This window comes from Pseudomonas sp. GW821-FHT02C04, from assembly GCF_059421845.1.
This window is the reverse complement of the sequence record NZ_JBWKVT010000001.1, coordinates 754,962-776,252: the sequence shown is the minus strand read 5'-3', so window position 1 is coordinate 776,252 and position 21,291 is coordinate 754,962. Positions and strand designations below refer to the sequence as shown.

18 protein-coding genes are annotated in these 21,291 nt (G+C 61.9%); 9 read left to right on the top strand and 9 right to left on the bottom strand.

Annotation, left to right across the window (positions count from 1 at the left end; genetic code table 11):
• From AC07VV_RS03675 to AC07VV_RS03655, 5 genes are all read left to right on the top strand, one after another.
• On the top strand, positions 1-1,566 hold the full coding sequence (locus AC07VV_RS03675; RefSeq protein ID WP_495035332.1) for a VWA domain-containing protein: 1,566 nt from the start codon (positions 1-3) through the stop codon (positions 1,564-1,566).
• Positions 1,563-2,867 carry a BatD family protein gene (locus AC07VV_RS03670; protein ID WP_495035331.1) on the top strand — a complete coding sequence of 435 codons (1,305 nt, stop codon included), beginning with the start codon at positions 1,563-1,565 and terminating at the stop codon, positions 2,865-2,867. Before AC07VV_RS03675 ends, AC07VV_RS03670 begins: the two co-directional genes overlap by 4 nt.
• Complete coding sequence (locus AC07VV_RS03665) at positions 2,864-3,886, top strand: HAD family hydrolase (protein ID WP_495035330.1); 1,023 nt, start codon at positions 2,864-2,866, stop codon at positions 3,884-3,886. Before AC07VV_RS03670 ends, AC07VV_RS03665 begins: the two co-directional genes overlap by 4 nt.
• Positions 3,887-3,958: 72 nt before the next feature.
• Complete coding sequence (locus AC07VV_RS03660) at positions 3,959-5,545, top strand: arylsulfatase (RefSeq protein WP_495035329.1); 1,587 nt, start codon at positions 3,959-3,961, stop codon at positions 5,543-5,545.
• Positions 5,546-5,652: 107 nt separating this feature from the next.
• Positions 5,653-8,157, top strand: a complete 2,505-nt coding sequence (locus tag AC07VV_RS03655; protein WP_495035328.1) for a spermidine synthase — start codon at positions 5,653-5,655, stop codon at positions 8,155-8,157.
• A 50-nt stretch (positions 8,158-8,207) separates the two neighbouring features.
• On the opposite strand, the gene AC07VV_RS03650 is transcribed toward AC07VV_RS03655, so the two are convergent.
• Positions 8,208-8,879 carry a DUF3313 domain-containing protein gene (locus AC07VV_RS03650; RefSeq protein ID WP_495035327.1) on the bottom strand — a complete coding sequence of 224 codons (672 nt, stop codon included), beginning with the start codon at positions 8,877-8,879 and terminating at the stop codon, positions 8,208-8,210.
• A gap of 212 nt (positions 8,880-9,091) precedes the next feature.
• Between AC07VV_RS03650 and AC07VV_RS03645 the strand changes: the two genes are divergently transcribed.
• A complete protein-coding gene (locus tag AC07VV_RS03645) occupies positions 9,092-11,440 on the top strand; it encodes a tetratricopeptide repeat protein (RefSeq protein ID WP_495035326.1) in 2,349 nt (782 codons plus the stop codon).
• A gap of 42 nt (positions 11,441-11,482) precedes the next feature.
• Here AC07VV_RS03645 and AC07VV_RS03640 read toward each other — a convergent pair whose 3' ends face one another.
• From AC07VV_RS03640 to AC07VV_RS03630, 3 genes are all read right to left on the bottom strand, one after another.
• Entirely contained in the window at positions 11,483-12,457 is a 975-nt protein-coding gene (locus tag AC07VV_RS03640) for a hypothetical protein (RefSeq protein ID WP_495035325.1), read from the bottom strand.
• 139 nt (positions 12,458-12,596) lie between these two features.
• Entirely contained in the window at positions 12,597-13,076 is a 480-nt protein-coding gene (locus tag AC07VV_RS03635) for a DUF934 domain-containing protein (RefSeq protein WP_495035324.1), read from the bottom strand.
• The gene (locus AC07VV_RS03630; protein ID WP_495035323.1) at positions 13,073-14,746 is read right to left on the bottom strand and encodes a nitrite/sulfite reductase; all 1,674 of its coding nucleotides are present in this window, start codon (positions 14,744-14,746) and stop codon (positions 13,073-13,075) included. Before AC07VV_RS03630 ends, AC07VV_RS03635 begins: the two co-directional genes overlap by 4 nt.
• 319 nt (positions 14,747-15,065) lie before the next feature.
• Here AC07VV_RS03630 and ccoN point away from each other — a divergent pair, with 319 nt between their 5' ends.
• Positions 15,066-16,493 carry a cytochrome-c oxidase, cbb3-type subunit I gene (gene ccoN / locus AC07VV_RS03625; RefSeq protein ID WP_096821819.1) on the top strand — a complete coding sequence of 476 codons (1,428 nt, stop codon included), beginning with the start codon at positions 15,066-15,068 and terminating at the stop codon, positions 16,491-16,493.
• A gap of 15 nt (positions 16,494-16,508) precedes the next feature.
• Positions 16,509-16,730, top strand: a complete 222-nt coding sequence (locus tag AC07VV_RS03620; RefSeq protein WP_495035322.1) for a cbb3-type cytochrome c oxidase subunit 3 — start codon at positions 16,509-16,511, stop codon at positions 16,728-16,730.
• Positions 16,731-16,875: 145 nt separating this feature from the next.
• Here AC07VV_RS03620 and AC07VV_RS03615 read toward each other — a convergent pair whose 3' ends face one another.
• Entirely contained in the window at positions 16,876-17,367 is a 492-nt protein-coding gene (locus AC07VV_RS03615) for a hypothetical protein (protein WP_064381830.1), read from the bottom strand.
• A gap of 116 nt (positions 17,368-17,483) precedes the next feature.
• Positions 17,484-17,993: a GNAT family N-acetyltransferase gene (locus tag AC07VV_RS03610; protein ID WP_375747002.1), complete on the bottom strand. Its 510-nt coding sequence runs from the start codon at positions 17,991-17,993 to the stop codon at positions 17,484-17,486.
• A gap of 387 nt (positions 17,994-18,380) precedes the next feature.
• Here AC07VV_RS03610 and AC07VV_RS03605 point away from each other — a divergent pair, with 387 nt between their 5' ends.
• Positions 18,381-18,752, top strand: a complete 372-nt coding sequence (locus AC07VV_RS03605) for a DUF6124 family protein (protein WP_495035321.1) — start codon at positions 18,381-18,383, stop codon at positions 18,750-18,752.
• Positions 18,753-18,838: 86 nt separating this feature from the next.
• On the opposite strand, the gene AC07VV_RS03600 is transcribed toward AC07VV_RS03605, so the two are convergent.
• From AC07VV_RS03600 to AC07VV_RS03590, 3 genes are read right to left on the bottom strand one after another with little or no spacing between them, the layout of a single operon-like run.
• Positions 18,839-19,816 carry a LysR family transcriptional regulator gene (locus AC07VV_RS03600; RefSeq protein WP_495035320.1) on the bottom strand — a complete coding sequence of 326 codons (978 nt, stop codon included), beginning with the start codon at positions 19,814-19,816 and terminating at the stop codon, positions 18,839-18,841.
• A 39-nt stretch (positions 19,817-19,855) separates the two neighbouring features.
• Positions 19,856-20,803 (bottom strand): peptidylprolyl isomerase, encoded by a 948-nt coding sequence (locus AC07VV_RS03595; protein WP_495035319.1) that lies wholly within the window; start codon positions 20,801-20,803, stop codon positions 19,856-19,858.
• Positions 20,800-21,267 carry a YbjN domain-containing protein gene (locus tag AC07VV_RS03590; RefSeq protein ID WP_221533818.1) on the bottom strand — a complete coding sequence of 156 codons (468 nt, stop codon included), beginning with the start codon at positions 21,265-21,267 and terminating at the stop codon, positions 20,800-20,802. Before AC07VV_RS03590 ends, AC07VV_RS03595 begins: the two co-directional genes overlap by 4 nt.
• Positions 21,268-21,291 lie beyond the last annotated feature (24 nt).

Here is a 21,291-nt window from a genome sequence, read left to right as displayed (position 1 = left end):
ATGGAGATCAATCTCGGCGACTTCCACTTCCTGCGTCCGCTGTGGCTGCTGTTGGCCTTGTTCGGCGCCCTGCTGCCATGGCTCTGGCGCCGTGGCCGTGACTTGCAACGACGGCTGCGCGGCAACATCGCCGGGCATCTGCTGCCGCACTTGCTGGTCACCCCGCAGGATCACCAGCGCCTGCGCCCGGTGCACTGGCTGTGTGCGCTGCTGATGCTCGGCGCGGTGGCAGCGGCCGGGCCGACCTGGGAGCAGGATCGCCCGGACTTTCTGGAAAATCGCGCGCCGCTGATCGTGGCTGTCGATCTGTCGCCGTCGATGGATGCCAACGACGTGCAACCCACTCGCCTTGAGGCCGCCAAACACAAATTGCACGACCTGATCCAGCGCCGGGCCGGTGCCCGCACCGCGCTGATCGCCTATGCCGGCAGCGCGCATCTGGTGCTGCCGCCAACCGATGATCCGGCGTTGCTCGACACGTTCATTCAAGCCTTGGGCACCGGGTTGATCGACAAACCGGGCAAGAACGTCAGCGCGGTGATCGATCAGGCCAGGCGCCTGCTCGACGCCGAGAAAGTCCCCGGCAGCCTGCTGCTGATCACCGACGGCGCCGACACCGCGCCGATCGAAAATCGGGATGAACAGTTGCAAGTGCTGATACTCGCGGTGGGCAATCAGGATGGCGGTGTCATTGAGGACGCCAACGGCCAGCCGCGTATCGATGCCAATGGGCGTCCGACGCTGGGCAGTTTCGATCCGGCCGCCATCAAGAAACTGGCCTCGGCACTCGATGCGCCGCTCGGCAGCCTGACGCTGAATGACGACGACCTGGACTGGATCGAACTGCACGCGCAGCAGCACTTCCAGAGCGCCAGCGCCGAACAGCGGGAACTGCACTGGAAAGACGCCGGTTATTGGCTGTGCTGGCCGCTGGTGTTGCTGGCGCTGTGCAACGTGCGCAAGGGCTGGAGCGTCAACTGGATGCCGGCGCTGGTACTGGCCGTAGGGCTTGGATGGCCAGCGGCACCGGCCCAGGCCAACGCATTGACCGATGCCTTCTTTACCCGAGATCAGCAAGGGCGTTGGGCCTTCGAGCATGAACATTTCCCGCAGGCGGCGGCACTGTTTGTCGATCCGTACTGGAAAGGCGTGGCGGCGTATCACGCGGCTGACTACGACCTGGCGCTGGCGACCTTCGCGCGACTGGACACGCCGCAGGCGTATTTCTATCTGGGCAACATTTACGTGCGCCGCTTCAAGTTCGACGAGGCCATCGCGGCGTACACCCAAGCCCTGAAACTACAGCCGCATTTCCCCGAAGCCACGGCCAATCTGGCGTTGGCGATTGCGTTGCAAAAAGACACCGCGAGCGCCGAACAGAATGCACCGCAAACCAAACCGGACGAGGTCAAGCTCGACAAGGCACCGGGCAAGGGCCAGAGCAAAGCGGTCGAGACCGAACAAGCGGCGTCGGATGCGCTGTGGTTGCAGAACCTCACGACCTCCCCGGCGAAATTCCTCAAGCAGAAATTCAGCTTGCAGGATCAGGCGGAGGCCAAACCATGAACCGGTTGATAGGGCTTGTATGCCTTTTGAGCGCCCAGATAGCAGCCGCTGAACCGCAGATGCGCGTGCAGGCTCACCTGCAACCCGCCGAAGGCGCCATGGTCGGCGGACTGCTGGCGCTGCAACTCGATGTCCTCACCGACACCTGGTTCACCAGCGCCCCGATCCTGCCCGACCTGAAGCTCGATGGCGCGTTGGTCATGCCGCCGGACGGTCAGGCCCAGCACCTGAACCAGACCTTCGACGGCCAGAATTTCACGGGCCTGCGCTACAGCTATCTGATCACGCCGAACGCTGCCCGGGGTTTCAACATTCCGGCCCTGACCGTGCGCGCCAGCCCTGGTCAAGCCACCAGCGAGATCAGTGCCCAGAGCCAGCCGCTACAGTTCAGCGCCACCCAGCCGCCCGGTTTCAAACCCGGTGAAACGCCGCTGGTGGCCACGGGGCTGCGCTTCAATCAAACCCTCATCCACTCGGCAACGCCGCTGAAAGTCGGCGACAGCATCACTCGCCAACTGACGCTGCAGGCCGACGGCGCACTCGCCATGGCGCTGCCCGTTCCAGCGCTGGTGGAGGTCAACGGACTGAGTCGTTATGTGAAAACCCCGCAGATCAGCAATCTGGATGACGGTCGCGGCGATATCCTCGGCGGCCAGCGCATCGACAGCGTCAGCTATCGCATCGACACGGCCGGCGCCCACACCCTGCCAGCCATCGAGGTGAAATGGTGGGATTCGCGCGCACAGCAAAGTCGCACCGCGCAAGTCCCTGCGATCACTTTCGAGGCCGCCGCCAACAGTGCGTACAAGCCGGTGTTCTCGATCACCGAAGACCTCAAACGACTCGGCCAGAACAATCGCCTGCACCTTTCCACCCAGTGGCTGGCGTGGCTGGCCTTGCTCGTCGTACTGGTCGTTGGCGGCTATCTAGGCTGGCCAGCGCTCAGCCGTGCCCGCCAGCAGTGGCAAACCAGCAAGCACAAACGAGAGCTGGCCTGGCAGCAATCAGCCGAAAGTGCCTACCAGCAAATCGCCCCGCAACTCACCCGCAAACCTGCGCAATTGAGCGCTGTTTATCTGTGGCTGCGCCGCCGTGGGCTGGGCTTGAAACTGGTCGACTCAGGGCAACGCCTGCAAGGACTGTTGCGTGGCCTTTACGGCCGCGAGCCGGCCACCGAACAAACACTGGGCCAACTGCGCCAATCGTTGTCTACGCTTCACAGTCAGGCCGAACAGCAGCAGGCCCGTTCGGCCCCGGCCTTGCGCCCGCTCAACCCCGTCCACGAGAAGGATTTCCCATGACGAACCCGATGCTGCACCGCCAACGTTTTGGTCTGGCCCTGTTGTTCGGCCTCGCACTTCCGTTGCTGGCACAGGCCAGCGAGCCGCTGCCGTCATGGAACGACGGGCCGGCGAAAAAGCACATCATCGAATTCGTCCAGGCGGTCACCGACCAGTCCGGCAAGGACTTCGTCAAACCCGCCGAACGCATTGCCGTGTTCGATAACGACGGCACTCTTTGGAGCGAGCAACCAGCGTATTTCGAGTTGCTGTTCGCCTTCGACGAGGTCAAGCGCACCGCGCCGCAACACCCGGAATGGAAGACCACACAGCCGTTCAAAGCCGTGATCGAGAACGACCACAAGGCTCTCGCAGCCGCCGGCATGGACGGCATCCTGAAGATCTTCGCCGCCACCCACACCGGCATGACCACCGACGCCTTCGATGACTACGCCAAAACCTGGCTGACCCAGGCCCGGCATCCGAAAACCGGCAAACCGTACACCGAGATGATCTTCCAGCCGATGCTGGAAATGCTCGACTACCTGCGCAGCCAGGACTTCAAGACCTACATCGTTTCCGGCGGCGACACGGCGTTCATGCGTGCCTTCGCCGAGAAGGTCTACGGCATCCCGCCGGAACAGGTGATCGGCACCACCTTCGTGACCGCGTTCAGCTACAAGGACGGCAAAGCCTCGATCGTGCGCACCGCCAAATTGGCGCACAACGACGACGGCCCCGGCAAGCCGGAAAGCATTGATGCGGTAATCGGTCGCCGGCCGATCCTCGCGTTCGGCAACTCCGACGGCGACCTGCAGATGCTCCAGTGGACAGCGGCAGGCCCCGGCAAACGCTTCATGGGCCTGGTGCATCACACCGACGCCAAACGCGAATGGGCCTATGACCGAAAGTCCGATATCGGTCGCCTGGACAAGGCCCTCGACGAAGCGAATTCCCGTGGCTGGACCGTTGTGGACATGGCGAGCGACTGGCGCCGGATCTACCCGTTCGATCCGCCCGCCCCCGAGCAAGTGAAATAACAAAAGCGTGACGCAGGACTGCAAGAAACGTTTGACGCACCACACCACCCCCGCGCAAAAGGAGCAAGTCTGATGACTCGCATACGCAAGTGGCTACCGAAACTCGCCCTCGTGGCAACGTCGGTGATGGCGCTGTCGGCAACTGCCACAGCGGCTGAAAAACCCAACATTCTGGTGATCTTCGGCGATGACATCGGCCAGACCAACATCAGCGCCTATTCGATGGGCGTGGTCGGCTACAAGACGCCGAACATCGACCGGATCGCCAAGGAAGGCATGATGTTCACCGACTACTATGCGGAGAACAGCTGCACCGCAGGACGATCCTCCTTCATCACCGGCCAGACGCCGCTGCGTACCGGCCTGTCGAAAGTCGGCGCACCGGGCGCCACGGTCGGGCTGCAAAAGCGCGACATCACGATTGCCCAGGCACTCAAGTCCCAGGGCTACGCGACCGGCCAGTTCGGCAAGAACCACCTCGGAGACAAGGACGAATACCTGCCGACCAACCACGGCTTCGATGAATTCTTCGGCAACCTCTATCACCTCAACGCCGAAGAAGAACCGGAACGTCCTTACTGGCCGAAAGACGATGCGGAGTTCGTCAAGGCCAACTCCCCGCGTGGCGTGATCCACAGCTTCGCCGACGGCAAGATCGAAGACACCGGCGCGCTGACCACCAAACGCATGGAAACCATTGACGACGAAACCACCGCCGCCGCCCAGGCGTTCATCGAAAAACAAGCCAAGGCCGACAAGCCTTTCTTTGTCTGGATGAACACCACCCGCATGCACTTGTTCACCCACGTGCGTGATTCGATGAAGGGCCAGAGCGGCATGCCCGGCAACGAGTACGCGGACGGCATGGTCGAGCACGACGGCGACGTCGGCAAACTGCTCAAGACCCTCGACGACCTGAAAATCGCCGACAACACCATCGTCGTCTACACCACCGACAACGGGCCGAACCAGTTCTCCTGGCCGGACGCGGCGACCACGCCGTTCCGCAACGAGAAGAACTCCAACTGGGAAGGCGCGTACCGTGTACCGGCGATGATCCGCTGGCCGGGCAAGGTCAAACCGGGTGAGGTCTCGAACGAGATGTTCTCCGGACTCGACTGGTTCCCGACCTTGCTCGCGGCGGCCGGTGATACCGATGTGGCCAGCAAGCTGCTCAAAGGCTGGGCGCCCACCAGCGGCGGTAACAGCTTCAAGGTGCATCTGGACGGTTACAACCAGCTGCCTTACCTGACGGGCCAACAACCGAACGGTGCACGCAACGAGTTCTTCTACTTCAACGACGACGGCATGCTGGTGTCGATGCGTTTCGGCAACTGGAAAGCCGTGTTCGCCGAGCAGCGTGCACCCGGTGGCTTCGCGGTGTGGAGCAACCCGTTCACACCGTTGCGCGTACCGAAAATCTTCAACCTGAGGATGGACCCGTATGAGCGGGCCGACGTGGTGTCCGATCAGTATTACGACTGGTCGACCAAGAACGTTTATCTGGTGGCCGTTGCTACCACCAAGGCAGCGCGCTTCCTGCAGACCTTCATCGAATATCCGCCAAGCCAGAAACCGGCGAGCTTCAGCATCGACCAGATCCGTGCGGCGGTGGACGCGAAGATCGAAGAAAAAATGAAGAACCAGCCTGCACAGTAAGACCGCTTGACCGCCGCTCGCCGTCATTGGCGAGCGGCCCTTTTTAGTGGTCGTTCCCACGCTCCGCGCGGGAGCGATCATTCTTGAACCGGAACAAGGCAGTCGCAATGTCCTCACGTGTCGCCAGCAAGTCGTCGGCCCATCCCCTCCCGCACACCACCGCCCCGGCGTTGCTGATCCCCGCCCTGCTGCTGTGCATTTCCGGCGCCGCAGCGCTGGTGTATCAGGTGTTGTGGATCAAGCAGCTGTCGCTGGTGGTCGGGGTCGAGGTCTACGCGATCACCACCGGCATCAGTGCCTTCTTTGCCGGGCTGGCTATCGGTGGCTGGCTGTTCGGGCGTTGGGCGGATCGGCTGGCGCAACCGGTTCTGCTGTATGCCGGGCTGGAAGTACTGGTGGCCGTGCTGGGCGTCGGTGCGACGTTTGCCATGAGCCTGGCGGCCAGCCCTTTTGCCTGGTTGCAGGATCACGTCGGCCTGTTGGCCTGGTTGCTGCCGTTCATGCTGGTGGGCGCTCCAGCCGTGTTGATGGGTGGCACGCTGCCGGTGCTGGTGCGCTCGCTGGGCAGTACGCCGGGCAAGGGCGGCGGCCAGTTGTATGCGGCAAACACATTGGGCGCGATTGTCGGCACCCTGCTCGCCGCGTTCGTATTGATCGCCACCCTCGGCGTGCGCGGCAGTGCGTTGGCCGCAGCGATGCTCAATCTGCTGGCCGCTGCCGGAGCATTGGGTTGGCAGCGCCAGCATCCGATGCCGGTCGAAGCCCCGCTCAAGCATCACACTGAAAAAGCTCCGGATCGCACTGCCCTCTGGCTTTATTCCATCGCCGGCGGCGTGGCCCTCGGTTACGAAGTGGTGTGGTCGCAGTCGATCGTGCAATTCATGAGCACCCGCACTTACGCGTTCGCCGTGGTGCTGGCGACCTACCTGACCGGGCTGTTTCTGGGCAGCGCCCTGCTCGCCCGTCGCGTCGAACGGATTCGCGATCCGTGGGGTGTGTTCGGCTTGCTGATCGCTGGCGCGGGACTGATCGCCCTGCTGGAAATCGCCCTGCTCGGTCGCTGGCTGGTGATCGCCCAGAGTCAGGCGGAAATCTGGCTCGTGACTCAAGGCGCCAGTGAACTGGCCGGCATGAGCGCACGTTTCGCTGTTGCGGCGTTGTGCATTGTGTTCCTGCCGACCTTGCTGCTGGGCGCGGCGTTTCCGTTGGCCCTGCGTTTGAGTGTCGGCCACGAACATGTCGGCCGCGATGTCGGCGCAGTGGTGGCGTTCAACACGTTGGGCGGGATCATCGGCGTGATGCTCTGTGGTTTCCTGCTGATTCCATTGCTGGGACTGGTACGCACGCTGGGCCTGCTGGCGATCATCGCCGCCGGTATCGGCTGGTTCGCCGTGCGCAAGGGCCATGGCGTGAAGAAAGGCCGGCGTCAGGCAGTGGCCGCGCTGGGCTTGCTGTCCGTTGCACTGGCCGTGCTGACCCCGGTCGACAAACTCGCCAGCCTGCTCCCCGGTGCGCGCAACGGCGAGCTGGCCTTCTACGAGGAAGGACGCGGCGGCACGGTCGCGGTGGTCACTCAAGGTCGAGGCCAGAACGCGTTCCAGCGCCTGTACATCCAGGGCGTGTCGAATACCGGCGATGCCATGCCGTCACTGCGTTACATGCGGATTCAGGCGCTGCTGCCACTGCTGATCCACAACGGCGAGCCGCGCTCGGCGCTGGTCATCGGTTTCGGTACCGGCATCACCGCTGGCGCGTTGCTGCGCTATCCGGGGCTGGAACATCGGGTCGTGGCCGAGCTGCTGCCGTCAGTGATCAAGGCTGCGCCGTTGTTCAAGGGTAACTTCAACGCTGCCGGTGATCCCGGCGTCGATGTGCGGCTGCGCGATGGTCGTCAGGAACTGCTGCGCAGCCCGCAGACCTATGACCTGATCACCCTCGAGCCGCCACCGCCCTCCGCGGCCGGCGTGGTCAATCTGTATTCCCGGGATTTCTATCAACTGGCCGCCAGCCGTCTGGAAAAACAGGGTCTGGTCGCACAGTGGCTGCCGCTGCCGACCCAGAATATCGATGACTCGCGTTCGCTGGTGCGCAGTTTCCTCGACGTCTTCCCGTACGCGACGCTGTGGACCAGCGAGTTTCACGAGATGCTGCTGGTGGGCTCGCTGACGCCCATCGAGCTGGATGCAGAAAAAATCTCCCGACGCCTGCAACAGGACAGCGTACGCGGCGCCTTGCAGGACGTCGGCATCGGCTCGGCGCCGGCGTTACTGTCGACTTGGGTGACCGATCGCGCCGGTCTGGAACGCTTCGCCGCCGACGCCCCGGCCGTGACCGACGATCAGCCGCGCATCGAATACGCGCCGTGGGTGCGCACCAAGGAAATCACGCGGGTGTTGCCGGCGCTGCTGGACCTTTACGTTGCGCCACCGCTGGTGAATGCCGATGCGGGGTTCGAAGAACGGATGCAGGGGCACAGACAGCGCCTGATGCAGTTCTACCGCGCAAGCCTGCACGCCTATGACGGTGATCGGGATGCCTGGGGCCGGGATATTCGCGAGGTGATGCAGGGAGATGGAGGGAATCCGTATTACCGCTGGTTTGTCGGGCAGTGACTCTCGTCATCCGATCATTCCCACGCGGTGCGTGGGAATGATCGGCGGGATTACTTGGACTTGAGCTTGAGATACGACTGATGCATGTCCGACGCCCAGCCATCGATCACGGCTTTCACGTCATCGGCCTTCATCACCTGGGAGTCGTTCTGCAGCGGTTTGCCGGTGCCTTTGCGCACGACCTGGGCCACGACCTTGTTATTGCCGCCATCGAGGAACACCGCTTCGGTGGCCAGGGTGGTTTCCTGATCGCGGATACCGCTGGCGGTACTGACCGCTGCCGCCACCAGCGCAATCGGGATCACTTCATAGGCATGCAGGCCTTCGGTCTTGCTGCTCACGGCGGTGATCGCCGCACGCACCACAATCACGCCCGGGCCGGGGCCGCTGGCCAAAGGCAAGGATTTGCCCACTTCACGCTTGAGCGCCTGATCGTAGTAAGCGGTGATGCCATTGAGGGTCTGTTGCGGAATCTTCACGGTCGGTTGAGGTTTTGGGTAGAGCTGCGTCGGTTCGATATAGACGCTGGTGAACTTGTTGATATCAAGCTTGGGATCGACCCAGCGCATCACCTCGGCCCCGGACGGTGACTTGGCCTCCTTGAGTTGGCTGTAGTCCTTGAGAAACCCGGAGTACTCATCTGGAGCGACGGTTTTGCTGGAGCAACCCACCACGCCAAGAGTGGCAATGCACAGGGTGCTCATCATCACGGCTAGCTTCATGCTGTAACTCCTGTCAGAAGGCCTGATTTGTTGCATTGGGGAGTTACAGGTATAGCTAAAAACCCGCGAATTGCGATCAGAACACACAATATTGGCGCCGTGCCGTGTGCCGGTTCACAACGGTCATTTGACAGATGCCGGGCATCCGGCAAAGCTGCATCGAGCTTGAACGCACGCCAGAAGGCAAATGCACCTGGACTACGGAAGTCGCAATGCCCAAGCATAAAAATAACGATGCACCGCGCCAGCCTGATGCTTTACCGACCTCGATTTCACGCTACCTGTTCCCTGTCACCATTGGCCTGCTGCTCGCGGCCGTGGCGGGGATCGGCTGGTTTCTGTTCAGCCCCGCTCCGGCACCGGTCAAAGCCGTGCCGGTCAGCACACCTGTGGCGGTAGCGGCCAAACCTGCACCGACACTGCCCGCGACCATGGTTGATGAACAGCAATGTCAGGGCTGTCACCAGCAACAGGTCAAGGACTGGCAAGGCTCCCATCATCAGTTGGCGATGCAACCGGCGAATGCCGAAACCATGCTCGGTGACTTCAACAATGTAACGTTCAAGGCTGAAAACGAATCCACCCGTTTCGCGCGCAAGGGCGACGAGTTTTGGGTCAACACGCCGGGCATCGACGGCAAGAATGCCGACTTCAAAGTCGCCTACACCTTCGGCATCGCGCCGCTTCAGCAATACTTGATCGACGTCGGTGAAGGCCGGTTGCAGGCCCTTGGCGTCGCCTGGGATACCGAGAAAAACCGCTGGTTTCACCTCTACCCCGGCCAGGGCGTGAACTTCAAGAATCCGCTGCACTGGAGCAAGCCGAGCCAGAACGCCAACTTCATGTGCGTCGAGTGCCACACCACTGGGTTCAAGCGCAATTTCGACGCGGCCAGCAACACTTTCGCCAGCCACTGGAACAGCCTCGGCGTCGGTTGCCAGGCCTGTCATGGGCCGGCGTCGAATCATCTGCAATGGACGGCGAAGAAAACCGACCTGATTCATGCCGGATTCGACGTCGATCTCAAGGACAAGAACGCCACCGTCGAGATCGAAACCTGCGCCCGCTGCCACGCCCGCCGCGCGCCGCTGGGCGACGGCTACACCGTCGGCAAACGGCTGATGGACGATTACCTGCCCAGCACCCTGACACGCGAGCTGTATGCGCTGGACGGCAAGATCAAGGACGAAGTGTTCGAACACGGTTCCTTCGCCCAAAGCAAAATGTTCGACAAGGGCGTGCGTTGCAGCAACTGCCACAACCCTCACAGCACCGAGCTGAAGGCACCGGGCAACGCGGTGTGCCTGCAATGCCACAACACGGCCGGCAAGACCTCGGTCGAAGGTGTCGATGGCCAGGGCCTGCAAGCGAAGAACTACGACAGTATCGAACACACCCGCCACACCATGGGTCAGCCCGGCTCGCAATGCGTGGATTGCCACATGCCCGGCAAGTTCTACATGGGCAACGACTTCCGGCATGACCACAGCTTCAGCATCCCCAACCCGGAGCGTGCGCAAAAGCTCGGCACGCCAGACGCCTGCCTGACCTGTCATCAGGGCAAGGCCGGCGACAAGGTCACCGCGCAATTCAAACTGTGGACTGCCTCGACCGAACCTCAAGCGCCGCGTTACGACGAGAGCCTGTGGCTGATTCGCAATGGCCAGCCGGGCGCTGCACAAGCGTTGTACGAGCAATTGCAGCGCAGCAACCTGCCGGCGATCCAGCGAGCGACATTGCTCGCGGAATTGCCACTCTATCCAAGTGAACAGGCGCTGAAACTGGCGACCACGGACCTGAAGAACCCGGCGCCGCAGGTACGCGAAAGCGCGGTGCGGGCGATCAGCGCGCTCCTGCCACCGCCAGAGCGCTTGCCGCTGTTGACGCCGTTACTGGGCGATCCGGTGAAAGCGGTCCGAATCGTCGCGGCGCGGGATCTGCTGAGTGTCGCCCGCAATGGTCTGGGCCCGGCTCAGGCCAATTGGGACGCGGCGATTGCCGAGTACGAAACCGTGCAGAAGAGCCTGGCCGAACGCGCCGAAGCCAACCTGAATCTGGCGATGCTCTATCAGGCCAGTGGTCGCAGTTCAGAGGTTGAAGGCCTGTTACGGACAGCGCTGAAGCGCGACCCGGACTTCTACCCGGCGCTGGTCACGCTGGTGCAATGGCTGGAGGCCAATGGTCGGGGTCAGGAGGCGCAGCAACTGCTCGATGCCAGCCTCAAGGAACACCCTGACGCGGCCCTGCTGCAGCACACCCGAGGCCTGTCACTGATCCGCGCGGGCAAGACCGCCGACGCCATGTCAGCCCTGAGCAAAGCCGCACAACTGGAACCGCAGAACGCCCAATACGGTTACGTGCTGGCGGTGGCGCTGCATGACAGCGGCAAGGGGGATCAGGCGAGCGAGCAACTGGAGAAACTGCTCAAGGTGCAGCCGGCGAACCGCAATGCGCGGTTGTCGCTGATTCAGTGGTATCTGGACAGCGGGCAGGAGCCGAAGGCGCAGGTTTTGTTGCAGGGGTGGAAGAGGATGAATATGGGAGATCCGGCGTTGAAATGAAAACGGGCGGGAGCAGCACTTGGCTGCTCCCGCCCGCTTGCGTCACCAGGTCGAAGTCTCTCCACTGCGCAACGCCATCTCCCGCCGACTGTTAATCCGCATCGCCTTGATCAGCGACACCGTGCCCACCAGCAGCAGCGCCGCGCCAAACAGGAAGTCGATGTTGTACAGCTGGAAATCCTGCACCGGCCCCACCAGCACCGTGCGCACCACGCCGATCCCCACCAGCGTGGCGAGGAAGTCGATCCCCGGCTCATCACGGTAGAACACCAGCAGCAACGGCAGGCACAACACCAGCAGCATCAACAGCACCACGACCTTGAACGCGCCTTTGCGCTCGACGCTGAAGGCGCATTCGTGGTGGCCGTAGGCTTTGTAATCCTCGTCGCGAACCATCACGTTTTTCTCGTTGATGTAGTCGGCGCGGTTGTACTTCTGGATCGGCGTGAAGGTGTTGGACATCTCCATCAGCGTGGTGATGTTCTTGAAGCGCAGGTCGACACGCTCGTTGCCCTTGAGGTAGTACAGGACTGGCTTGTAGCCGTAGCGATAAGTGTCGAAAGGAAACTCGGTGACCCGCCCCTGAACGCCGATCGGGCGCGATTCGAGTTGGGCAAAGGCACTCTTGTCGGTCGAGGCGAGGTTGCGACTCAGCGGCAGGACCTTCACTTGCTCAAGGAAGATCGGCGTAACGCCGTACGACCATTGCAACGGTTCCAGGCGCAGACGCAGTTCGTTGCGGCCCAGGTCATAGCGGTTGAAGGTGCGTTCGGACACCACCACCGCGCCGCTGAGCATGAACTCGCCGCGCAGGTTGTTGGTGATGCGCAAGGTCAACTGATCCTTGCCCAGCAGCGCCGCATCCGAGGACGGCGGCGTGCCGCACCACGCGGTGCTTTCGCCGACACCGCCGAGCTGACCGCCACGGCTTTCGTTGAATACGTAGATGTAACCGGCCCACAACGTCAGCATCAACAGCAACGCCGTCAGGCCCAAGATCTTCTTGCCCGCACTCACAAACAGACTCCCTTCTTCGTTCCGTCGTCCAGCCGAAAACCCGCTGGCGACGGGGACTCTACCAAAAGGCCACCATCGACCCAAGGAAAAATCCCCGATTTGTAAGGGTTCTAAGGGTTTCCCCTGTGCGGGCCTCGCTTCAGCGCCGCCGAAACAACGGCCTCGGCTCGATGACGGAGCGCCCGTACAACACGCTCATCCCCGCCAACCCCTTGAGCGCATCCTCGGCGGATTTGTCCTCGCGCACCGCGAAGCTGTCGAACCCGCACTGGCGCATGTGGCTGAGCTGGTCGCGCAGCACATCGCCAATCGCCCGCAACTCGCCTTTCCAGCCAAAACGGCTGCGCAGCAGATAGGCCTGGCTGTAGGCGCGGCCGTCGCGAAAGCTCGGGAAGTCGAGGGCGATCAGCGGCAGCGAGGTCAGCCATGGCAGCAGGCTTTCGACGCCGTCGTCCGGGCCGAGCCAGACTGCATGGGTTGAGGGTGATTCGAGCCAGTGGGCCATCGGCAGAATCAGCATCCCGGAACTGGACGCTGTTTCAGGCAAGCGGATCAGCGTCCACGGATCGTCGAGCACAATCCGCGCCCCGCTCTCTTCCATCCGCAGCAGGTTGTTCATGCCGACACCTCCAGCGTTTTCGGGTAGACCCGTTCCTTGAACGGCTCCAGTCCGATGCGCGCAACGGTATCGACGAACAATTCTTCGCTCTCGCGGTAGCGCACGAAGGTGCCGATGATCCGTTCGATCACTTGCGGCACTTCGGCGGCGCTGAACGACGGGCCGATGACTTTGCCCAGTGCGCTGTTCTTGCCCTGCGACCCGCCGAGGGTGATCTGGTACCACTCGCTGCCGTTCTTGTCGACACCGAGAATCCCGATGTTGCCGATGTGGTGATGGCCGCAGGCGTTCATGCAGCCGGAAATGTTCAGGCTGATATCGCCGAGGTCGTGCAGGTAATCGAGGTTGTCGAAACGCGCCTGAATCGCCTGGGCAATCGGGATCGACTTGGCGTTGGCCAGCGCACAGAAATCACCGCCGGGGCAGGCAATGATGTCAGTCAGCAGGCCGACGTTGGCGGCACCCAGGCCCTGCTCTTTCGCCAGTTGCCACAGCGCATACAGATCGGACTTGGGCACATCCGGCAGGACGATGTTCTGCTCGTGGGCGATACGGATTTCACCGAAGCCGAAACGCTCGGACCAGTCGGCCACCGCCAGCATCTGCAAACCGGTCACATCCCCCGGCGGCGAGGCCAGACCCGGTTTGGTCGACAGCACCACGCTGGTGTAGCCCGGCACTTTATGCGGTTGCACGTTGCGCGCGACCCAACGGGCGAACGCCGGGTTGTCCGCCAGGTGCGTGCCGAAATCCAGATCGGTGCCCGCCAGAGTCCGATAGTTCGGCGGCACGAAGGCGTTGGCGACCCGCAGGTATTCATCCTCAGTCAGTTGCGCCGGGCCATCCTTGAGGTGTTGCCATTCCTCTTCGACCTCTTTGGCGAACGCCTCGATGCCCAGCGCCTTGACCAGAATTTTGATCCGCGCCTTGTACTTGTTGTCGCGCCGGCCGTGGCGGTTGTAGACCCGCAACACCGCCTCGACGTAAGACAGCAAGTGCTGCCATGGCAAGCCATCGCGGATCTGCAGACCGAGGATCGGCGTGCGCCCCAGACCTCCGCCAACGATCACTCGCAGCAGCATCTGCCCGTCGCGGCCGGGGTAAAGGTATAGGCCGATGTCGTGCATCATGATCGCCGCGCGATCCTGCTTCGCCGAGCAGATGGCGATCTTGAACTTGCGCGGCAGGAACAGGAATTCCGGGTTGATCGTCGACCATTGCCGCAGGATCTCCGCCAGCGGGCGCGGGTCGATCAACTCGTCTGCCGCGACCCCGGCGAAGGCTTCGGTGGTGATGTTGCGCACACAGTTGCCCGAGGTCTGGATCGCATGCATGTTGACCTGCGCCAGGCGTTCGAGAATGTCCGGCACCTCATGCAGTTCGATCCAGTTGAACTGCATGTTCTGCCGGGTGGTGAAGTGGCCGTAGCCACGGTCGTAGTCACTGGCAATGCTCGCCAAAGTGCGCATCTGTTCGGCGCTCAAGGTGCCGTAGGGGATGGCCACCCGCAGCATGTAAGCGTGCTTTTGCATGTACAGGCCGTTTTGCAGGCGCAGCGGCAGGAACTCTTCTTCGCTCAACTCCCCGGCCATGAAGCGCTCGACCTGATCGCGAAACTGCGCAACGCGCTCGAACACCAGCGCCCGGTCGTAATCGTCGTATTGATACATCGGCTACCTCATCAGCACTCAGCACAACTCCTGTGGGAACGAGGCTTCTAGAGATTGCGCCAGATCGCGCAATCTCTAGAAGCCTCGTTCCCACAGATTCCTGAAAGCACTATGACGTTGCAGCGCAGCCCGTTACAGATTCACCTGAAACCATAAAAACCGTATCAGAGCGCGGCAGATGGCCGCAGGCAGCACGTCAATCTGATCCGCATAAATGAACAATTCCTGAGCCTGTTTTGTTTCTGGCGGGGTTTCTACAGTGCAGCTCGTGCCAGACCGGGTGGCCTGGCAAGACTTTGCAACCGTGGAAGAATTGACCATGAGCACAGCAACAATCGGACAGGCTTATAACTACAAGGTCGTCCGCCAATTCGTCATCGCGACTGTTTTCTGGGGTGTCGTGGGCATGGCGATGGGGGTATGGATCGCCTCGCAACTGGTATGGCCGGACATGAATCTGGACTTGCCGTGGACCACCTTCGGCCGCTTGCGACCGTTGCACACCAGCCTGGTGATTTTCGGCTTCGCCGGCAGCGCGCAATTCGCCGCCAGTTACTACGCGGTGCAGCGTACCTGCCAGGTGCGGCTGTACTCGGACAAACTCGCAGCCTTCACTTTCTGGGGCTGGCAATCGGTGATCGTGATCATGCTGGTCACCCTGCCGATGGGCTACACCACCACCAAGGAATACGCCGAGATCGAATTCTCCGGCGCGGTGTGGATGGCGGTGGTCTGGGTCGCGTACGCCGTGGTGTTCTTCACCACCGTGGTGCAGCGCAAGACCAAGCATATCTACGTCGGCAACTGGTTCTTCGGCGCCTTCATCCTGGTGATCGCCATGCTGCACGTGGTCAATCACCTGTCGATTCCGGTGGACTGGTTCAAGTCCTATCCGGTGTATTCCGGCGCCACCGACGCCATGGTGCAGTGGTGGTACGGGCACAACGCGGTGGGTTTCTTCCTGACCACCGGGTTCCTCGGGATGATGTATTACTTCGTGCCGAAACAGGTCAATCGGCCGGTGTATTCGTACCGGTTGTCGATCGTGCACTTCTGGGCGCTGATCACCCTGTACATCTGGGCCGGCCCGCACCACTTGCACTACACCGCGCTGCCGGACTGGGCACAGTCGCTGGGGATGGCGATGTCGCTGATCCTGCTGGCGCCGAGCTGGGGCGGGATGATCAACGGAATGATGACCTTGTCTGGCGCCTGGCATCAGTTGCGCACCGACCCGATCCTGCGCTTCCTCGTTCTGTCGCTGGCGTTCTACGGCATGTCGACGTTCGAAGGCCCGATGATGGCGATCAAGACCGTCAACGCCCTCTCCCACTACACCGACTGGACCATCGGCCACGTACACGCCGGCGCGCTCGGCTGGGTGGCAATGATCACCTTCGGCGCGACCTATCACATGGTGCCCAAGGTCTTCGGCCGCGAACGCATGCACAGCACGCCGCTGATCAACCTGCACTTCTGGCTGGCGACCATTGGCACCGTGTTGTACATCGCGTCGATGTGGGTCAACGGCATCACCCAGGGCCTGATGTGGCGGGCGATCAACGAAGACGGCACGCTGACCTACTCGTTTGTCGAGGCGTTGCAGGCCAGCCATCCGGGGTTTGTCGTACGGTTTGCCGGTGGGGTGTTCTTCCTGACGGGCATGTTGCTGATGGCCTACAACGTATGGCGCACGGTGCGGGTGGCGGATGTTGCGATTGCCCACCGTGAAGCGCAGATCGCCTGATTAATGGAGCCGGTCATGTTCGATGTTTTTTTGAATGTGTTGGGCGTGCTGTTTTTGTGGCTGGCGGTGGAGTATTGCCTGCGCCACGAGACGACGGAGAGCCTGGACGATGCGAGTCTGACGCCGTTTGCGGATGATCCGGAGGTGGCTCGGCGGGTTGAGTTGGCCACCGGTAAGACCGTTAAAGCGGTGGCGCCGGAAACGGCCAAGGTGGGCTGGATAAATCTCGAAATGTGAGTACTTCTGTTGATCGTTCCCACGCTCCGCGTGGGAATGCAGCCCGGGACGCTCCGCGTCCCTTCCAGAGCTGGAACGCAGAGCGTCCCTTGAGGCATTCCCACGCAGAGCGTGGGAACGATCAGTTACTGGGTGGCTTTTGATCTTAGGTGCGGTCGCGAGGGATGAGGCTCTGTAACTGCTGCGCGAGAAAATTCGCATCGAAAGCAAACGTATCCGGATCCTTCAAACCATTGGTCTTGCGCCACTGCCAATCACCATTGGGCAGCCCCACCAACGAAACACTCCCGTACCGCGCCGCCGTCAGCCCCATCACCGCCAGCGAAATCTGCCCGCCACTGCCCATCACATCCGGCACAAACTCCACCGGTTTGCCGGCGATCACGATGCTCAGCTTTTCAGTCTTGAAGGTTGACGTCTCAACCGGAATGCTCGGCCCGAACGCCACATATGCCTCCCGACTCACCTCCAGCAACCCCGGCGCCTGCACCGGCTCCAGCCATTGCTGGATCTGCCCGAACAACTCAGTGATCCGTGTGGCCCAGGTCGCTGACTGCGTCTCGAACAATTGCTTCTTGTGCGCTTCGCTGTCGGCATAGTGGCGAAGCATTTCGCCCAGTTGCTGTACGTCGTCCATTGCGGTGTTCCTTCAAGGAAGCGGTGCTGCGGACTTTGAGCATGGCAGATGCCGAAGACGACCGTGCAAGTCATTTACCTGCGCGGTCGCCACTTCGGTCATGGACTGACAAAAGGTCAGCGCTTGCGCAGACGCGCCATGCTCAGGGTGTCGACCCATTGCCCGTCACGCACGGCGTAATCGCGGAACAGGCCCTCGGTTTCGAAGCCGAATTTGCGGTAGAGGCCGATGGCCGCCTCGTTGTCGGCGTACACCGAAAGCTCCACCCGGTGCAGGTTCATCCAGTTGTCGGCGATGTCCAGCGCCGCTGCCAACAGCTTCGAACCGACCCCCTTGCCCTGCCACGCCACCGCTACGGCCATGCCGACACTGCCGGCATGGCTGCGGCGAATTCGCGAGAACTGTTCCAGCCCCAGATTGCCAATCACCACCCCCTGATGCAGCGCCACCAGTTGCACCACCCGCTCGTTGTCCGGCGCCAGGCGTTTGCGCCAGACCTCGGTGGTCTGAAACGGCATCTGCAACACCTGCCGAGTCACGGCGGGGTCGTTATAGAGCGCGGTGATGCCCTCGACGTGGGATTCGCTGAAGCGTTCGAGGTGAATGGCGGGGTTGTGCTCAGGCATGAAAGATCCCTCCTGGATCAGTGCGTGGCCGGTCACTGTAAACCGCTTCTTCACGGATTCGCCATGACTGTTTAAAGCCGTTGACCGAAACGTCCGGCAAGCCACAACGCCTTGCGCCATTGCCTACGCATCCGCCAGAATCCACCGGCTTGTGTGCCTTGAGGGCCGGCCCTATCGTTTCCGGGTCGCTGATGAATCAGTGATCGGGTTTAGCAGCTCGGTTAATTTCAAGGCACGCTGGTTTCGCCATTTCTGTTTTATGGCGGCTTGCGTGGGGCACTTCGGTGCGCCGGGATCCTTGAGCCTGGTCTGCTAACCCGCGTACAGCCGCCACCCCATTCGTTTAGCAGCGGTGGATGACGGCTCCATTTCTCAAGGAGCTTCACAATGATCAAACCAACACCCAATCCACCCGAAACCGATACCACCTCGCCCTACGAAACCCTCGACTCCAAGAAATTCCACGAAGCCGCCGAACGCGCCCTCGATCACTACCTCAATCCGTTCCACCCCAGAAAACCGCTCCTCAAACCCAACACCCGCTACCTCATCGCCCCCGGCATCGCGAACGAAGAACTGCTGGCCGACGCCTGCGAAACCCTGACCTCGGCCAAAACCATGGCCAGCGATTTCGCCGGGATGATCGATGCGCCGCAGCGGCATGTGCTGCTGGGCATCGGGCAACTGATCATGCTGGCGGAACTGGCGGTAAATCGGGTGCTGGATAATCTGGATGTGGCGGCTGAACCTCGGCCCTGAGTGATGAAACCAAAACGGCCCTGCATGGGCCGTTTTCGTTAGATCGTTCCCACGCTCTGCGTGGGAACGATCTAAACCTGCGTGATTTATTCAAACCACTCCTGCCGCTCATTGAACGTTCGCTGAATCAACTCCACCAGCACCTGCACCTCCCCGACCTCCTGCGACTCACTATTCACCGCCAACCAAGCCTGCAACCGCATCGCTTCCCCAAACAACCCCGGCAACGCCACCAACCCGCGATCAAACCGGCTCATGTACATCGGCAACAAACCAATGCACGCGCTGCAACGAATCATCTCCAGCATCAGCTCATAGGACTGCATCTGAACCACCCCCGCCAACCGCTGTTCGACCAGTTCATTCCACGGCCGAAAGCTGTCGATCTGCCGATCATGCTGCCATTGCACCAGCATGAAATCGGCGAGGTCGTCCGGACTCTCTGGTCGCGCAGTCACGCGGGAGTAACGTTTGGCGATATGCGGCTGGTATTCCAGTTGCGCGAGGCGTTGCGGTTCGTTGGTGGCGAAGGTCGGACCCGGATGCGGGGTGTCGCCGTGGGCGAGCCAGAGCACGATGTCGGCGCTGACGGCGCGCAGGGCCAGTTCGCTGTCGAGGGCGATGATTTCCAGGCGCACGCTGGCGTTGCGGCGCAGCAGTGCGATGAGGTCGCGGCCGAGGATGTCGTGCAGGATCGATTCGGCGACGGCCAGTCTGATCAGGGGTTGCTCGATCACCGGGAGTTTGCGTTCGTGGGCCAGGGCAACCAGTTGCGCCTGCAATTGCTGGCCTTCGCGGGTCAGGGTCAAGGCGCTGCCCTGGAAGCTGAACAGCGCACATTGCAATTGCTGTTCAAGCTGCGCCAGTTGTTTACGCAGCAGGGTCGAGCGCACGTTGAGGCTGCGGGCGGCCTGCATGAAGCAGCCGCAACGGGCGCTGACCAGAAAGTATTGGGCGACGTCGCCGTCGAGGGTCGCGGCGTGCGCCGGCCAGGGTTCTTCCTTGTCCCGGGGCCAGCGGAAATCGGCGCTGCTCTGTCGTGCTGCGGGTTCGGTGAATGACATCGATGACTCCCTGTCGATCTTTGTTTTGATGTGCAGCGCTTAGGGTTTGGTCTCCAGCACCTTGTTGAGCTCGGCCCCGTCGATGCTCAGCGTTGCGGTGTTGAGCATGCCGTCCAGGTACGCCTGGGCGATCTGCTCCTGACGCTGTGCCCGCAAGGCCTGGGTCAGTTGATCGCGCAGTTCGTCGAGGGTCGCGGTGCGGGCCGGTTGTTGTTCAGTGAGTTTGATCACGTGGAAGCCGGCGCTGCTTTGAACCGGATCGGAGACCGCGCCAACCTTGAGTCGCGCTACGGCACCGCGAACTTCGGGCACCAGTTGCTGCAAGGGTTGCAGGCCGGTGTCGCCGCCACGTTCAGCGGTCAGGCGATCCTGGGAAAACTCTTTGGCCAACGCCGCGAATTCCGCTGGGGTCGACTGCGCTTTCTTGCTCAACTCCACTGCTTGCTTACGCACGGTCTCAAGATTCTGCGGTTCGTTCACCCCGAGGAAAATCTGGCTCACCCGATACAGCGCCGGCGTCTGCCAGTTGGCCTTGCCGGCGTCATATGCCTGCTGCAACTCGGCAGTGCTCGGGTAATCCGAAGGTACTTTGCTCACCGACTGCAAATAGTCGCGGAACACGATCTGCTCAGTGGCTGCACGGGTCTGCCGCACCACGTCCGGGCGCTGCGCCCAGCCCTGGGCGTCGGCTTGTTCCAGCACGGCTTTTTCGGCCAGGCGTGAACGAATCCAGCGCTCCAGCGCTTCACGATTGCCGCGCAATTGCTCGCGGGTCTGCGGCGGTACGGCCGCCAGCAGCGCCTGCAATTCCTCGGGCGAGACCTGCTGATTGCCCAGCCGCGCCACTGCCGGCCCGGCATTCGCCGCAATGACCGGCGCCGGCTGCTGGGCGGCGACCGGGTCATTGCCCGGCCGCACCACCAGCGCCACGGCCACCACCAACAGCGCCACCGCAGCGGCGCTGATTACCATGGCAGGTTTCGTCACAGCGCGACTTCCTCTTGCTCAACCTTCGGAGCCTGGGCGGCAGCAGCGTTCTGGGTGAAATCACGCAGGTATACGATGAACTCCTGAAGCAGGCGATCCCACAATTCCAAGTTGCCGCGCAGGTAATCGCTGCTGACGCCAGCGGCCACCACCACGTCCATTTCCATCACCAGAAACTCGCCCTGCAACGACAACCGGGCAAACCGGCGGGTCGCGTTCCACTGTTCGGCCACACCGGCCGGCAACTCACCCTGCACGCGCAAGGCGCAGCTGAAGGTGAAGTCGACGTAGCTGCCCTGCTCCGCCACCGCCGGGTTGCCGAAACGCACCGCGTAACCGATGCCCTGGCTGGCGCTGAGCAACTGGACGATGCCGTTCTGTTCGGTCTGGTTGACGCGGTAACCGGCGGCTTGCAGCACTTCGGTCAGGGATTGCGGGGATACGTGGGAGATCAATTGAGTCATTACTTCTTCCTTGTCTATGAGTCT